Below are 15,254 nucleotides of genomic sequence, written 5' to 3'. Positions count from 1 at the left end.
ACAGCAAAAGTATCCAGGACTAGTCTGTTTGGCCAATATTTTTTTGTTGCAGTTCGATGTCTTGCATATAGCGCTGAATACTGGATTCAAATATGGGACTCACCGAATGAATTGAGCAGCCTATTCTATCCTGCTCGCCATGTGCACTGTTTTGGACCTTGATTTGATTCTTAACCGTGAAGTTAATGGCGGCATGGCTACCTGTATGCAAGTGCAATGTGCTGTCGACAAATTCGGATTCTGGCTTTAAATATTGGCTCCACCTGGATTCCGGATTAAAAAATGAGAAACCATTGATGCTGAGATCGTTCAGCTGAAAAGTTGCGATTTCCAGTTTGTCATCAATGTGAAGGGTCAACCGGCAATAGCTACCGGTATGGGATAACGGGATTTTGACCCGATAATACTTGCGGCGTTGCATCCAAAAAATGGTGTTGGGTATGGGCATCGACAAGACGGACTCGTTATCCAGTTTGGTTTTTTTTATACCCTTGCCGCCGAATGAGACTTTGATGCCACCCAATTCCGTTCGAAATAGAATTTTCGCGGAGTTCAAAAGCTGTTTGTCCAATGCTTCGGTAGGCCCGCAATCCAGGCTGATGATCTGGTTTTCCTTGTCCAAAGCGACGATCGTCGTTATAAACGACGCATTCATCTCGCCGAAATAGGCCGTGATCAAACATTTTTTGTCGATCAGTTCCTTAAAGTGCTCGAGTACGATTTTCGGGTTTCTGACGAGGTAATCGGAATCTGATGACATTAGAAAATGCTAAATATTGCTGTGAGACTGACTGGCTATTGTAAAATAGGCGCTGTTGCAATGTATATACAAGGGTGTCTTGATGGGGTGGCTGTTGTTGTTTTGTGCGGGTATGTCTGAAATCATCTTCGCGTTGAGCCTGAAATATAACGAAGGTTTCAGTAAGTTATGGCCCAGCGTGGTGACTTGCATATCCGGTGCAGGCAGCTTCGGTTTATTGATGTGGTCATTGAAGACGCTGCCATTGGGTACTGCTTACGCCGTATGGACCGGCATGGGGGCGGTCGGTGTCGCCATTATTGGCATCTTTCTGTTCAAAGAATCGGCAGACTGGATTCGTCTAGCCTCGATCATGATGATCGTCATCGGCATTGCCGGTCTTAAACTGACGCATGTCGACTAATGCTGCATATCGTTAGCGAATCTTCGTTGTCGCAAGCGGTGGTTGATCGCATCGACGCCGGCGATGATGTTATTTTATTGGCTGGTACGGTCTGGGCCGCGTTCATCGGGCATCAGGACAATCCCAAATTACTTGATTTGCTGTCCCGTGCTTGCCGGATCCATGTGTTACAGGATTCATTGGCGATGAATGGCATCGAAAATCAGCAGTTGTTGTCGAATATAGAAACGATTGACTACGCTGGATTCGTCGAGTTGACTGTCAAAAATCCGGTAAGTCATACGTGGTGTTGATCGTCGGTGACTTGAGTCTGGAAACCAGCGACGATGGTTTTTTGCGTGACGCCACGCTTTGGAATCAACAGGTCGCTGAGGCGTTGGCTAGCCGCGAGGGCATTGATATCAGCCCGGCGCACTGGGAAATTCTGTTGTTTATTCGGGACTATTATTTTCAGTTCCAGCATTTACCGAATGCGCGCATGTTTGCCGCCGCCATCCGTAAAAAATTGGGCGAGGAAAAAGCCAATAGCCGTTATCTGCAAAAGCTGTTCCCGGCCGGCCCGTTGAAATATGCCTGTAAGCTAGCCGGTCTACCCAAGCCACCTACCTGCTTGTAATTTACCTATTTTTGTTTTGAGAGAGTTGAATGTCTAATCCCCGCGTTGGTTTTATCAGTTTGGGCTGCCCTAAGGCGCTGGTCGATAGCGAGCAGATTTTGACGCGCTTACGCAGTGAAGGCTATCACGTGTCGCCGAATTACAAGGATTCGGATTTGGTCATCGTCAACACGTGCGGTTTCATCGATGCGGCGGTGGAAGAGTCTTTGGATAGCATAGGCGAGGCGTTGACGGAAAACGGCAAGGTGATCGTCACTGGATGTTTGGGCGCGCGGCAGGATGAAATTCTGGCGCGGCATCCGCAGGTCCTGAAAATTACCGGCGCGCACGCCACCGACGAAGTCGTCGAGGCAGTGCATGAATATTTGCCGCCGGTACACAATCCTTTTCTGGATCTAGTGCCGCCACAGGGCATCAAACTGACGCCCAAGCATTACGCTTATTTGAAAATTTCCGAAGGTTGCAATCATCGTTGTACCTTTTGCATCATCCCGTCGATGCGCGGCGATCTCGTCAGTCGGCCGATAGACGATGTGATGCTGGAAGCCGAGAGGCTGGCCGATGCCGGCGTAAAAGAACTGCTGATCGTGTCGCAGGATACCTCGGCCTATGGCCTGGACTTGAAATATGAAAGTCGGCATTGGCGTGGTCAGGCGTATCAAACCCGCTTCAAGGATTTGGCCGTGGCGCTGGGGGAGCTGGGTATCTGGGTACGCATGCATTACGTCTATCCCTATCCGCATGTCGATGACGTAGTGCCGCTGATGGCGGAAGGCAAAATCCTGCCATATCTGGATATTCCGTTCCAGCATGCTAATGCTCGCATCCTGAAACTGATGAAGCGTCCGGCCGCGGCCGAGAACAATCTGGAACGCATTCGCGCTTGGCGCAACATATGCCCGGACTTGACGATACGCAGTACCTTCATCGTCGGTTTTCCCGGCGAAACCGACCAAGAGTTCGAGGAGTTGCTGCAGTTTTTGACCGAAGCGCAAATGGATAGAGTGGGCTGTTTTGCTTATTCGCCTGTCAAGGGTGCGGCCGCCAACGACTTGCCGGATGCGGTGCCTGAAGAAGTCAAACAGGAGCGATTAGCGCGCTTTATGGAGCATCAGGCCGGTATTAGTGCCGAACGTTTGCAGCGTAGGGTAGGGCGTATCGAAACCGTACTGATCGACGAAGTGGTCGAAGAAGGCGCGGTGGCGCGCAGCAAAAGCGATGCACCGGAAATCGACGGTCAGGTGTTCATCGACGGCGCGACCCATTTGCAGGTAGGCGATTTCGTCCGGGTCGAGATCGAAGAGGCCGATGAATACGATTTGTGGGGACGCTTGGTATAGGGCTGCTGGCCTGCTTCGGTGAGGTCGGAGAATTGCAAGCTCGCAGCATGTTGCAAAGCCTGGTGACAGGCCGGTAGAAAATGCTCGGTCGGTCGAAGAAAGCGATAGGCACAAAAAAGCCGCCCCGGAAAAATCCGAGGGCGGCTTTTGTTTTTTATAGGCGTAAGCTTATAAAGGGTTCACGTTTTCAGCTTGTGGACCTTTTTGGCCGTTGGTCACTTCCATAGTGACTTTTTGGCCTTCTTTCAAGGTTTTACGGCCGCTGCCGTTGATTGCGCTGAAATGTACGAATACATCCTTGCCGCCTTCTTGCTCGATGAAGCCGAAGCCTTTTTCATCGTTGAACCATTTTACTTTGCCTTCTACTTGTGCTGACATAAATCTCTCTTGCTATTTAGTGCCGTTGCCGGCGTTTTTGTTACGGGTGGTGAATAAAGCGGGTAGTAGTAGACGTGTAAAGCGACAACGATTACCGAGCTAAATCGGTGCCATTATACATAGCTATTGGCATTGTCAAAGCAAAAAAGATGGATTCTGCCTGTTAAGGTTTAGTGACGATGCAAAACCGGCCGCTTCAATCAGACAGGCTGTTTGGTGATGATAAATAAGCTTCTGATTGATATGGTTTTTTTGGGGTTCATGGTTGGCGTGCGCGCCAGAAAGGGGCCGTTAAACCATTTTGCGAAAGCGATGCGCTGAGATCGAAAATTCAAGACGGGCCATACCCATGGGGTCATGAGTACGGCAGTCCTGTTCAATCTCAACGCTTGTTCTGCTCCAGTTCATGGCGCAGCATGATGTAAAGCTTGCTGGTGATGATTTCATTTTTATGCAGTTTATCCAGCGTATCCATCTGCACCGCATTCAGCGATTGATTGGCCGTCGACTGATTCAGCCGGCTCAACGACTCGCTGTTTTGGCTGAGTATCGCTTGCATTTTCTTCCAGGTATTGGCCTGAAAGGCGCGATACAGGGTCAGGATTCTATCCAGCACGACTTGGTCGTCAAAGACCTGGCTGAGGCCGGAACCTTCGAGCGTGCCAAGCTCTCCCACGACTCTGCCGGCGATTTTGTGCAGGGCGCGGTAGTAGCAATACAACTCTTCCGGCTTGAAGCTGTGATCGCGCCAAAATGCCAGGCGGGAAACCATTAACACCAGCTTTTCCAAGCTATCGATCGGAAAATGCTCGTCCACCGATTTGACTTGTTCCTGGCCGCGTTTGATGCGTTCCGTCTGGATGCTCAGCATGTTGGTGATCTTTTTATAGGTTTTTTCCTCGATTTCCTCTTTCAGCAACAGCTCTTTCAATTCCTCTTTTTCGATACCCAGCGCATAGGTTCTCAGCATGTTCTCGATCATGATGCTGGAGTCGCCAATGGCGGTTTTATAGTCCAGGCAGGCCAATTGATACAGGCTCTGGTAGCGCTGGCGCAAATCGGCATGCTGGTTCTGGTCGATGTGCTGGTTTTGCAATAACTCATCGAGCTTCATCAGGGATTTATCGTAAATTTGCGCCTTGCTCTTGTGGTAGCCGACCTGTTCCATCGCGGTCAGGGCGTCGATGCCCAGCACATGCATGACCTTGCCTATAGTCGTCGCTTTGACCAGCAGGGTAAAGTAAATGCAGCCTATCGTGACGGCGGCGATGAACTGTTTGACAGTGAAATCCAGATTCCAGCCTTCTATGGACAGGTCGTTCGGAATCAGCAACACCATCACGATAGCCAGTGATCCGCGCAAGCTGCCCCAGGCCAGAAGATGCATCCAGTTGCGCGGTATCGGACGTTCCTTGCCCAGCAGGTTCAACAGCCACAACAAGGGATATACCGCCAGGCCACGGCTGATGACCACGGTAGCGATGGCCAGCAGGATCAGCCAGATCGCCACATTCAGGTCGATGGCCAGGCTGGCGAACAACAATCCCATCAATATGAAGACCAAGGAGTTGGTGACAAAGGCGAAATAGCCCCAGAATTGCTCCATGTATTCTTCGACGTGGGGCGACATTTTGTAACGACCGAAATTGCCGATCACCATGGAGGCGATCAAGGTGGCGATGATGGAGGACAGGCGGATTTGTTGGCCGGCGATGTATAAATGCTCGGAAATGACTTCGGTCAGAATGAAGGTGAAGTGGGCGACCAGCAGTGTTAGCGTGATTTCCAGATGTTCGTTGCCGTGCACCTTTTCGATCAGTTTGGCGAACAAAAAGCCCATGAACAAACCAAACACCAAACCGCCGCCGAGCATGGTCAGGAACGAAATCAAGCCGCTCACCGCCGAATCTGGGCCTTGATAGCCATGGGTCATCAGGTCCAGGGCGATCAGGAAGGCGGCGAACGAGGTGGCGTCGTTGAACAAGCTTTCGCCTTCAAAAATCAAGGTCAGGCGCTGCGGAGCGCCGTATTCCTTGAACAGCGCCAGAACCGCGACCGGGTCGGTCGAAGAGATGATGGCGCCGAACAACAGCAGCGCCAAAATCGGGATGTGATAACCGGCAAACTCGAAAATGTATTGGCCGCCAAAACCGATGAACAATACCGAAACCAATAATCCGGCCACGGCCAGCAAGCCTATCGAATAGATGTTCTCCAGCAGATGCCGGATGTTCATGTTATAGGCCGATTCAAAAATCAGAATGGGCAAAAACACGAAGAACAGCAGCTCCGGCGTCAATTCGAAGCTGGTGATGAACGAGAAAAAATCGATATGCGAAATCGGGACCAGTAAGGAGCCGGCGATTACCAGGAGTACGGTATAGGGTAGTTTGAGCTTTTTTGACAGGATAAACACTGCCAGAGAGATCAGCATCAAGCTGAACAGGGATAAAAACACGTCGAGATTCATGGGCGATTCTTCAAAATCTGTGTTGCGGCATCAAAGCACTAAGGCAGTTGCAAGCGGTTTACTCGCAACTGCCTTAGGCAACCATTAAACCCGGATTGGTCAGGTTTGCTTCGTTTTTTAAAAGCGAGCCGTCCGTGGCTTCCATCGAATCATGTTTGACTCAGACTTTTTCCAGTAGATAGGTCAACCACAGCGAAGACAATTTTTCCTGCACGGTGTTTTGCCGCAAACGGGCGTTCAGGTTGGGGAAGTCCACGTAATCCAGGGCCTGGTCCTGGTTGTAGCAGGAGTACATGAAGCTTTCCTCGCCGGATTCGGGGTCGACATGCTTGCACATGCATTGCGCGCAGACACCCTTCATCATGCACTGCATCGGTGAGTTGATCGAGCCGATGGCTTCGTGGCCTTCCTTCAGGTAAGGCTTCAACACGCCGAAACGCGCAGACTTGACCGCCGCCATCATGCGGTCGGAACCGATCACGATCAGATGGTCGACGTCCTGCAGCTTCAACTCGGTGTCGCCCAACTGACCTTCCGCGTAAGCGATCATCGCCTCGACGATGTTGCCGACGAAGGTCTTGTCCTGCGGGCGGGTAACTGGGATTGCTTCGTTGCCCGGCAGTTTGTCCACCGCCCAGACGATCACGTCGGAGGCTTCCTCGATTTCGGGGACTTTGAACAAGTCGGCGCGGTTGCGGTAGCCGGCGAAATACAACACCTTGTTGCCGGCGGCACGCATGGCCTTGCCGATCGAGAACAGCACCGCGTTACCCAAGCCGCCGCCCAGCAGCAACACGGTTTTGCCGGTTGGAATCTCGGTCGGCGCGCCGGTGACGCCCATCAGGACCAGCGGATCGCCAGCCTTCCAGGTCGCGCACAAGCGGCTGGAGCTGCCCATTTCCAGTGCAATCAAGGATACCAGGCCTTTTTCCTTGTCAACCCAGGCACCGGTCAAGGCCAGTCCTTCGGCTGCCAGTGCGGTGCCTTCGACGACGGGGGCCAGGGATTCGTAGTTTTGCACGCGGTAGAACTGGCCGGGTTCGAAATTTTTTGCCGCGGCAGGCGCCTTGATCACCACCTCGATGATGGTCGGCGTCAGGCGGTTGACTTCGACCACATGAGCCAGGAACAATTCGTCCAGTTTGTCCTGCATTGCGCGCAGTTGCGCGTCGCGCTCGGCTTGTTTGGCGGCATCCAGCTGGGCGATGTGGTTCTCGAATAGTTTGACGATGTAAGGATAACCGTCCTTCGCGCTGGCCATCGCTTTGACCACGTTGCCGGCATAAACCGGGTGGTTGTCGCCGTAGAAGCTGATATGGCGGCCGTTGCTGCTGTAGGACGTGAACGGCGCCGGTTTACCGACCTTGACTTGGGCTTCGTCAGTGGCAGGTACCAGCGTCGCCTGGCCTTGCAGCCATTCAGGTTCGTGACGTTTGTAAAACTTGCCATCCATCGCGAAAGTCATCGGATGTTCGTTTTGGTAGATCGTGTTCGGTGCGGTGCCAGCGGCGATGAACAGGCCGCGCAAGGCGACTTCCTGCTCGCCGACCTTACGCCAACGGCTTTCCTGCAATTCCAGTTTTTCGAAGCGCACGGCTTTCAGATGCCCGTATTCGTCGTCGATCGCTTCCAGCGGGCTCATGCCTTCGGCCAGATAAATGCCTTCCGACAGCGCTTCGTGGATCTCTTCGTGGTTCTGGCGGTAGGCCGGCGAATCCTTGATGCCTTTACGGTAGAACATGGTCACGCCGCCCCATTGTTTCAGGAAGGGCAGGAAGTTCGGGGATTCGCCGGCCGTCGCGGCGCGTTCGCGCTCGGCTTCGATCACTCGGCCGTGGGACAGGAATTCCTCCAGGATTTCCAGTTCTTCCTTGTCGTAACGGCCGCGTACTTCGGCTTCACCGTATTTGGCCACCAATTTGTCGTAACGTTTGACGATTTTGCTGACTTGCACCGGATAGTAAGCCAACAATTCGGTGGCGGTATCGATCGCGGTCAAGCCGCCGCCGATCACGCCAGCCGGCAGTCTGACTTGCAGGTTGGCCAGGGACGAATCTTTCGCCGCGCCGGTCAATTGCAGGCCCATCAAAAAGTCGGACGCCTTGCGGATGCCGCGGGTCATGTTGTTCTTCAGGTCGATCACGGTCGGCTTGCCGGCACCGCTGGCGATGGCGATGTGATCGAAGCCCAGATTCCAGGCTTCCTCTATCGTCACGGTGCCGCCGAAGCGGATGCCGCCGTAGCATTTGAAGGCACTCCGGCGCAGCAGGGTCAGGTAAATCACTTTCAGGAAGTTTTTGTCCCACCGCACCGTGATGCCGTACTCGGCCACGCCGCCAAAGCCCAGCATGACGCGTTTGTCCAGGTCTTCGTACAAATCCTTGAAGTCCATGATGGGCATGGGTGGATTGTTGCGGTCGCCGGTCAGATGCAAGGGCAGCGGCTCGATTTTCAGCGCGTCGATGCCGACCACGCCAAAACCTTCGTTCAGCAGATAATGCGCCAGTGTGTAACCGGCGGGGCCCATGCCGGCGACCAACACGTTCTTGCCGTTATAGGGCAGGGCGGTTGGGCGCTTGACGTTCAGCGGATTCCAGCGGGTCAACAGGCTGTAAATCTCAAAGCCCCACGGCATGAACAGCACGTCGGTCAAGACGTTGGTTTCGATCTGCGGAATGTTGACCGATTCGGTCTTTTGGTAAATACAGCCGCGCATGCAGTCGTTGCAGATACGGTGGCCGGTGCCGGGGCACATCGGGTTGTCGATGATGATCATCGCCAGCGCGCCGATGTTATCGCCTTGGCGTTTGACCACGTGCATCTCGGAGATTTTTTCCTCCAGTGGGCAGCCGGTCATCAAGGCGCCGAGATGATTGGTCTTGAAAGTACCGTCTTTTTTGTTCTTGATGCCTTTCGAGCAGGAGTCGTTGTCGCGGTCGTGGCAGTAAATGCAGTGATCGACTTCATACAAGGCTTGCCGTTGTTTGAAGCGTTTGTCGGTCAAGGCGAAACCGTCGCGGCGGCGATGATGGTGCTCGTCGCAGGCCCAGACGTCGTAACCGTCCTGGCTCGCCGTTGCGTGATCGACCAGGTTTTCCAGATCGGTTTTTTCCGGCACCTTGTAGCTCAACCATTTTGCGACGAGGGCTTGTAGTTGTGGGTCGTGCTTGGCGGCGAAACTCCAGCGGCAGACGATGTCCAAAAGGCCCGCCACCAATGCAGAGGGGCTGTCATAACTAGCATTCAGCACTGGCGCGTCGCTGATTTGGCTTTTCAAGACCGCTACGTCGGCGTCGCTGAGTGCTTCGTTTTTGGACATGCGCCATAAGTCGGCGCCGAGTTGGGCGACGGCCAGCTCGGGGTCGGCGGCATAAAGCTCGGTCTTGCCGGTCGCGGCCAACAAGGCATCCAGTTGCAAGCGCAAGGCGGCGATGTCCCAACCTTCGATGGTCTGGCCCTTGAACAGCTTGGCCAGGTTGCCGATGATTTCACTGCGATAGGTGAAAACGCTGTCGAATTCGCCGCGGATATGTTCAATTTGCTTGTCGCGTACGTCGACGACATTGAACAGCCTGGCGACGAAGGTGCCGACCAGCGGCGCCATTTTGACCAACAACTCGGAGATTTCCTCCGGCTTCATGCCTTCGCCGGCACACGCCCGATAAGCGACGATTTCATTGAATAATTCAGGATCGTGCTGCTCGACCGACTGGTCGAATACGGTCATCAAATCGTTCAGGCGTTTGGCGTCGTAGAGGTCTTTGTATTCGAAGCCGGGAATGCCCAGAGTCAGTTGCGTGAGTTGGCGGGTATTGATCTGCTGTGTCATCAAGTTGTTCCGTTTCTGTTCGCTTGAAGGTATGAATTAAAAATGTGAATCAGGGCAGTTCGTCGACTACCGCTTCTTTTTCGGCCGGCATCAAGTCTTCTCGGGTCAATCCCAGCGTCAAGGCTAAGGAACTGGCGATATAAATAGACGAGTAAGTGCCTTTGATGACGCCGATCAGCATCGCGATCGCGAAGCCGTGTATGGTTTTACCGCCCAGGAATACCAGGGCCAGCAGGGTCAGCATTACCGTCAACGAGGTCAGGATGGTCCGGCTCAGGGTGTCGTTCAGGGCATTGTTGACGATTTCATGGATGGACTCCTTGACCCGGCTGGTGCGAACGGTTTCGCGGATGCGGTCGTAGACCACGATGGTATCGTTGATCGAATAGCCGACCAGCGCCAGGATGGCCGACAACACCGTCATGTCGAATTCCCAGCCGAAGACCGAGAAAAAACCCATCGTGATGACGGTGTCGTGGAACAAGGCCGCAATCGCGCCGATCGACAGTTTCCATTCGAAACGCATGCCGACATAGGTCATTACGCCTGCAAAGGCAAAAAACAAGGCCAAACCGCCGTCATTGACCAAATCTTCACCCACTTGCGGGCCGACGAATTCGACGCGGCGCATTTCACCGGGCGCCGGTTGGCTGCTGTCGCTGACGCTGAGGATTTTTTCGGTCAATTCCTTCTGGCTAATGTTTTCGACGGGTTTCAGACGAATCAGTACGTCTTGCGAGCTGCCGAAATGCTGTATGTTGGCATCGGCAAAGCCTTGTTGTTCCAGGGTGCCGCGCATTTTGTCGAGATCGACGGACTGGCTGTAGTGCAGTTCATAGACGCTGCCGCCGGTGAAATCGATGCCCAGATTCATGCCTTTGACCATGAATGACACGATCGAAATCAAGAACAAGGTGCCGGAAAAGAGGTAGGCGAGTTTGCGTTTGCCGAGAAAATCGAGATGTCGCGATGGATGCATGCGGATTCCTGAGTTAAAAAATTATCGGTTATTTAAGGGATTGCACTCATAAAAAGTACAGGAATTATAAGGTTTGCGCCGAGGCCAACTGCGTCAATTGTACTATTTTCTCCAGAAAGTAGGCGTAAAAAGCACGACCAAAGTGAATACTTCCAGGCGTCCCAGTAGCATCGCGAGCGCGCAAATCCAGGTTTGGAAATCACTAAGACTTTCGTAATTGGTCGCGGGTCCGACTTGATCGAGACCGGGGCCTGCGTTATTGATACAGGCCAGTATCGCGCTGAGCGCGGAAATCGGCTCCATGCCGGCGAAGATCAGCGAAAACGTCAGGACCACGACGGAGATGAAGTACAAAAATATGAAGGCCAGCACCGCGAAAATGATTTTGTTCGGAATCGGTGTGTTGCCGATATAGATCGGATTGATGGCGCGTGGGTGCAGGATGCTGAATAATTCCCGGCCGGCTTGTTTCCACAGCAACAGGGTACGGAACATCTTGATGCCGCCGCCGGTCGAGCCGGTGCAGCAAGTGATGCAGCTGAGATACAGCATCCACCAGGGCACGAAAGGCGGCCAGAGATTGTAATCGGCACTGGAATAACCGCAGCCGGTCGCGATCGAAATCAGGTTGAAGGTGACCTGTCGTAGCGCGGTGTGAAAATCGGCATACACATCCACATCCCATAGGTAAGTGGCGCACAGCAGAATGCTGGCGGACAGCAATCCCAACATGGGCATGGCTTCCGCGTCATGCAGATAGGCCTTGAAATTATGGTTGTGCAGGGCGGTGTAATGGGTGGCGAAATTGATCGCGCCTATCAGCATGAAGAAGGTCAGGATCAGTTCTATCGCGGTGGAATCGTAGTAGCCGATACTGGCGTCGTGAGTGGAAAAACCCCCCAAGGCCAGCGTGGAAAAACCGTGACAGATCGCATCGAACCAGCTCATGCCGGCCAGCTTCAAGCAGGTGATGCACAGCAGGGTGTAGGCGGTGTACACCAGCCAGAGCAGGCGCGCGGTTTCGGTGATGCGCGGGGCCAGCTTGTTGTCCTTGACCGGGCCGGCGATTTCGGCTTTGTAGAGCTGCATGCCGCCGACGCCGAGCAAGGGCAGAATCGCCACGGCCAGCACGATGATTCCCAGGCCGCCGATCCAGACCATTTCATGCCGCCACAGATTCAAGGATGGGGCCAGGTCGTCGAGCCCGGTCAGTACGGTGGCGCAGGTGGTGGTAAAGCCGGACATGGCCTCGAAAAAAGCGTCGGTAAACGACAAGCCAGGAATGCCCCATAGCAACGGCAATGTGGCGGCGGCCGCCATCAGAATCCAGAAAAAAGCCACCAGAAGATAACCGTCCCGGGTTTTGACTTCGCCGCGAAAACGCATCGTGGAGCCCGCCAGCATGCCGCCGATGCCGATATTCAAACTCATGCCGTGCACGAAATGATCGACCATGCCATCCTCGAAATAAAGCGAAGCGGCGATCGGCAACAAATACGTCAGCCCGAAAATCATTAAAATCAGGCCGAGTACGAAGGAGAGCGTGCAAAAGCGTTGCATAATTTTCCTGGTTGAGCGGAAAAAATCGGCGGGCGAATCAAGGCTCAATGAAGCGGTAACCGGAAATTGTAGCAAACAATCGCACGGATCATGTCGCCGCGATGGTGCTTCCGGAGGCTAGGCATTCGCGAAACTCGCTTAGGAATGAACATGAAATACTTTATTCAAGTATTCGGTGTGGGTGCGGATTTATCCGCACCGGGCGAATGAATTCGCACCTCCCATTGTCGAGCTTATTTCTCACACATTCCTTAACGCAATAACGCGTCTACGATGGCCAGCAACTTCACCAGATCGACGGGTTTGGTCAAATAATGGCTAAAACCGGCCCGCTTGCCGCGTTCGATATCTTCCTTCATCGCGTTGGCCGACAGCGCAATGATGGGAATGGCTGTGGTTTTCGGATCGGCTTTGAGTCTTTCCATAGCCTCATAACCGTTCATGCCGGGTAAATTGATGTCCATCAGGATCAATGCGGGTAACGCGCGGTGTATCGAGGCCAGGCCGAGTTCCGCCGAGGGTGCCGTGTGAAAGTCGATGTGTTTGCGTTTGGCAAACAGTTGTTCCATCAGGCGCACATTGACCGGGTTGTCTTCGATATACAGCAGTTTGTGACGTTCGACCGAGATGGATAATCTTTGCCTGTCGCTGTCCGCCGCGGCCGGCGATAAGGCTGGCCCCGTATTGTCACCTTCCGGCAAGCGGACCCAAAAGGTGCTGCCGGTGCCTTCCAGGCTTTCGAAGCCGATGCGTCCCCCCATCGCTTCGACGATTTGGCGGGTAATGACCAAGCCTATGCCGGTACCCACTGTCGTGCCGGTTTCGCGTCCCAGTCGATCGAAGGCGGTGAAGACGCGATTTTGCATTTCGACCGGAATGCCGGAGCCGGTATCGGTGACGGTGATGTCGACCCAGGCTTGATGGCGTCGGCAGCCCAGCATCACGCGACCGCCTGGATAGTTGTATTTGATGGCGTTGGAAAGCAGGTTGATGATGACTTGACGCAGCCTGACCGCATCGGCCTTTACCGTCCAGTTTTCGCTAGTCGGGGTGGTGTTGACCAGCGAGATGTCTTGTTCGTTCGCCAATGGGGTGACCAGCTGTATGCTGGTATGAATGACGTCCAGCACTTTTACCGACTGCGTCGTCATCTCGAGTTTCCCGCTTTCGATGCGCGACAAGTCGATCAAATCATTGATCAAGGCCAGCAGGTGTTTGCCCGCCCGCGTGATTTCGCCGGCATAATCCCGATACTCGGCCGGCAAATCGGCTTCCAGCTCGAATAATTGTGAAAATCCCAGGATCGCGTTCAGCGGTGTGCGCAGTTCATGGCTCATGCTGGCCAGAAATTCGGTTTTGGCCTGATTGGCTTTGACGGCCATTTCCGACGCCCTATTCAGCGCGGTTTCAATTTCCTTGCGTTGCGTGATGTCGCGCACGATGCCGGTGAACATGCGTTCGTTGCCGACTTTCATTTCACTGACCGCCAGATCGATCGGAAAGGTCGTGCCGTCCTTGCGTTTGCCGAGAACCTCGCGACCGATACCGATCACCTTTTCGATGCCGGTGGTCAGATAATTATGCAGGTAACCATCGTGCTCGCTGGCATAGGGTTCCGGCATCAAGATCTTGACGTTTTGACCTTGGGCTTCATGCGGACTGTAACCGAACAGGTCGACCGCGGCCGGGTTCAAAGCCTGAATATGGCCGCGGGCGTCGATGACGATGATGCCGTCGACGATGGTGTCGAACAGTGCGCGAAAGCGATTTTCGTTGACTTGAATTTCCGCTTCGGCCTGTTTGCGTTGCGTGATGTCGCGCACGATGCCGGTGAACATGCGTTCGCCGTCCACCTCCATTTCACTGACGGCCAGTTCCATCGGGAAAGTCGAGCCGTCCTTGCGCCGGCCGGTCACTTCGCGGCCAATGCCGATCACTTTCTTGATGCCTGTCGTGAGGTAATTGCGTAGATAGCCATCGTGCTCGCTGGCGTAAGGCTCGGGCATCAACAACTTGATGTTTTGCCCCTGCACCTCGACGGGCTGGTAACCAAACAATCGCACGGCTGCGGGATTCAGCGCTTGAATGTGGGCCTTATCGTCAATGACGAGTATGCCGTCGACGATGGTATCGAACAGTGTGCGGAAGCGGTGTTCTCGGCCCTCGATCTCGGCGCGCCGGCGCGCGGTAATGTCTCGAACGATTTTCGACACGCCGATGATGTCGCCCTGGTCGTTCCTGATCGGGGAAATCGTCACGGATACCGGAAAAGTCTCGCCATTTTTTCGACGGCGGTTGGTCTCGAAATGTTCGATACGCTCGCCTTTCTGCATCCGGGCAATGATGGCCTGCTCCTCGCCGGCGTGATTCGGAGGAATCAGGATTTCAATCGATTCGCCGAGCATTTCCTGTTCGGAATAGCCGAACATCCGGCTCGCGGCCGGATTCCAGCTGGTAATCTTGCCGTCTAGGGTTTTGCCGATGATGGCGTCTGCGGAGGACGCGACGATGGCGGCATAATGCGCTTGTATGGTTTCAGTGGGTTTTTGCGGCGTCAGATCGCGAACGATGCCCAGCCATCCCGTTTCGCCGGCGATCTGGATTTTATCCAGGGTCAACGTCATCGGGAAGATAGAGCCATCCTTGCGTTTACCAATCGTTTGCCGAGCCACGTCAGCCTGGCCATCGATGGCATCGATAAGTTGGGATTGACATGCGCTGGCATGGGGTTCCGCCAGTAAATTTGCCAGTTGTTGCCCCTGCGCCTCTGCGTTTTCATAGCCGAACACGTGAGAGGCCGTTGCGTTCAGGCTCAGTATTTCCCCTGTCGACGTGATTGTGACAATGCCTTCGCCTAGCGTATCAAAAAGTCGGCTGGATAGAGTGATGTTGGTCATGTCGCGCCTGGGTCATGTCGTC

11 protein-coding genes are annotated in these 15,254 nt (G+C 53.9%); 4 read left to right on the top strand and 7 right to left on the bottom strand.

Annotation, left to right across the window (positions count from 1 at the left end):
• Positions 1-19: 19 nt before the first annotated feature.
• Positions 20-760, bottom strand: coding sequence for a flagellar brake protein (locus NM686_RS13550; protein ID WP_255188374.1), 741 nt, complete (start codon positions 758-760; stop codon positions 20-22).
• Positions 761-842: 82 nt separating this feature from the next.
• Here NM686_RS13550 and NM686_RS13545 point away from each other — a divergent pair, with 82 nt between their 5' ends.
• The 4 genes from NM686_RS13545 to rimO are packed head-to-tail and all read left to right on the top strand — an operon-like array spanning position 843 to position 3,119.
• Entirely contained in the window at positions 843-1,163 is a 321-nt protein-coding gene (locus NM686_RS13545) for a DMT family transporter (protein WP_255188373.1), read from the top strand.
• A complete protein-coding gene (locus NM686_RS13540; protein WP_255188372.1) occupies positions 1,163-1,456 on the top strand; it encodes a DsrH/TusB family sulfur relay protein in 294 nt (97 codons plus the stop codon). The genes NM686_RS13545 and NM686_RS13540 overlap by 1 nt, the downstream gene beginning before the upstream one ends.
• On the top strand, positions 1,447-1,779 hold the full coding sequence (locus NM686_RS13535) for a TusE/DsrC/DsvC family sulfur relay protein (protein WP_269021802.1): 333 nt from the start codon (positions 1,447-1,449) through the stop codon (positions 1,777-1,779). Before NM686_RS13540 ends, NM686_RS13535 begins: the two co-directional genes overlap by 10 nt.
• 29 nt (positions 1,780-1,808) lie before the next feature.
• Positions 1,809-3,119, top strand: a complete 1,311-nt coding sequence (gene rimO / locus NM686_RS13530; protein WP_255188370.1) for a 30S ribosomal protein S12 methylthiotransferase RimO — start codon at positions 1,809-1,811, stop codon at positions 3,117-3,119.
• 168 nt (positions 3,120-3,287) lie between these two features.
• Here rimO and NM686_RS13525 read toward each other — a convergent pair whose 3' ends face one another.
• From NM686_RS13525 to NM686_RS13500, 6 genes are all read right to left on the bottom strand, one after another.
• On the bottom strand, positions 3,288-3,497 hold the full coding sequence (locus NM686_RS13525; RefSeq protein ID WP_255188369.1) for a cold-shock protein: 210 nt from the start codon (positions 3,495-3,497) through the stop codon (positions 3,288-3,290).
• A 382-nt stretch (positions 3,498-3,879) separates the two neighbouring features.
• On the bottom strand, positions 3,880-5,967 hold the full coding sequence (locus NM686_RS13520; RefSeq protein WP_255188368.1) for a cation:proton antiporter: 2,088 nt from the start codon (positions 5,965-5,967) through the stop codon (positions 3,880-3,882).
• A gap of 160 nt (positions 5,968-6,127) precedes the next feature.
• Complete coding sequence (locus tag NM686_RS13515) at positions 6,128-9,796, bottom strand: pyridine nucleotide-disulfide oxidoreductase (protein WP_255188367.1); 3,669 nt, start codon at positions 9,794-9,796, stop codon at positions 6,128-6,130.
• 49 nt (positions 9,797-9,845) lie between these two features.
• A complete protein-coding gene (gene secF / locus NM686_RS13510) occupies positions 9,846-10,775 on the bottom strand; it encodes a protein translocase subunit SecF (RefSeq protein ID WP_255188366.1) in 930 nt (309 codons plus the stop codon).
• Positions 10,776-10,877: 102 nt separating this feature from the next.
• On the bottom strand, positions 10,878-12,335 hold the full coding sequence (locus NM686_RS13505) for a TrkH family potassium uptake protein (protein ID WP_255188365.1): 1,458 nt from the start codon (positions 12,333-12,335) through the stop codon (positions 10,878-10,880).
• 251 nt (positions 12,336-12,586) lie between these two features.
• Positions 12,587-15,232 carry a PAS domain S-box protein gene (locus NM686_RS13500; RefSeq protein WP_255188364.1) on the bottom strand — a complete coding sequence of 882 codons (2,646 nt, stop codon included), beginning with the start codon at positions 15,230-15,232 and terminating at the stop codon, positions 12,587-12,589.
• Positions 15,233-15,254: the final 22 nt, after the last annotated feature.

The sequence above is a fragment of the Methylomonas rapida genome (assembly GCF_024360925.2).
Classification (GTDB): domain Bacteria; phylum Pseudomonadota; class Gammaproteobacteria; order Methylococcales; family Methylomonadaceae; genus Methylomonas; species Methylomonas rapida.
This window is presented reverse-complemented; position numbering and strand designations above follow the sequence as displayed.

Excerpts from the sequence above, each read along its gene's own strand:
- NM686_RS13515 (WP_255188367.1), bottom strand. The coding sequence starts at position 9,796 with ATGACACAGCAGATCAATACCCGCCAACTCACGCAACTGACTCTGGGC.
- NM686_RS13525 (WP_255188369.1), bottom strand. The coding sequence starts at position 3,497 with ATGTCAGCACAAGTAGAAGGCAAAGTAAAATGGTTCAACGATGAAAAA.
- NM686_RS13500 (WP_255188364.1), bottom strand. The coding sequence starts at position 15,232 with ATGACCAACATCACTCTATCCAGCCGACTTTTTGATACGCTAGGCGAA.
- NM686_RS13520 (WP_255188368.1), bottom strand. The coding sequence starts at position 5,967 with ATGAATCTCGACGTGTTTTTATCCCTGTTCAGCTTGATGCTGATCTCT.
- NM686_RS13505 (WP_255188365.1), bottom strand. The coding sequence starts at position 12,335 with ATGCAACGCTTTTGCACGCTCTCCTTCGTACTCGGCCTGATTTTAATG.
- secF (WP_255188366.1), bottom strand. The coding sequence starts at position 10,775 with ATGCATCCATCGCGACATCTCGATTTTCTCGGCAAACGCAAACTCGCC.
- NM686_RS13550 (WP_255188374.1), bottom strand. The coding sequence starts at position 760 with ATGTCATCAGATTCCGATTACCTCGTCAGAAACCCGAAAATCGTACTC.
- NM686_RS13545 (WP_255188373.1), top strand. The coding sequence starts at position 843 with ATGGGGTGGCTGTTGTTGTTTTGTGCGGGTATGTCTGAAATCATCTTC.
- rimO (WP_255188370.1), top strand. The coding sequence starts at position 1,809 with ATGTCTAATCCCCGCGTTGGTTTTATCAGTTTGGGCTGCCCTAAGGCG.
- NM686_RS13540 (WP_255188372.1), top strand. The coding sequence starts at position 1,163 with ATGCTGCATATCGTTAGCGAATCTTCGTTGTCGCAAGCGGTGGTTGAT.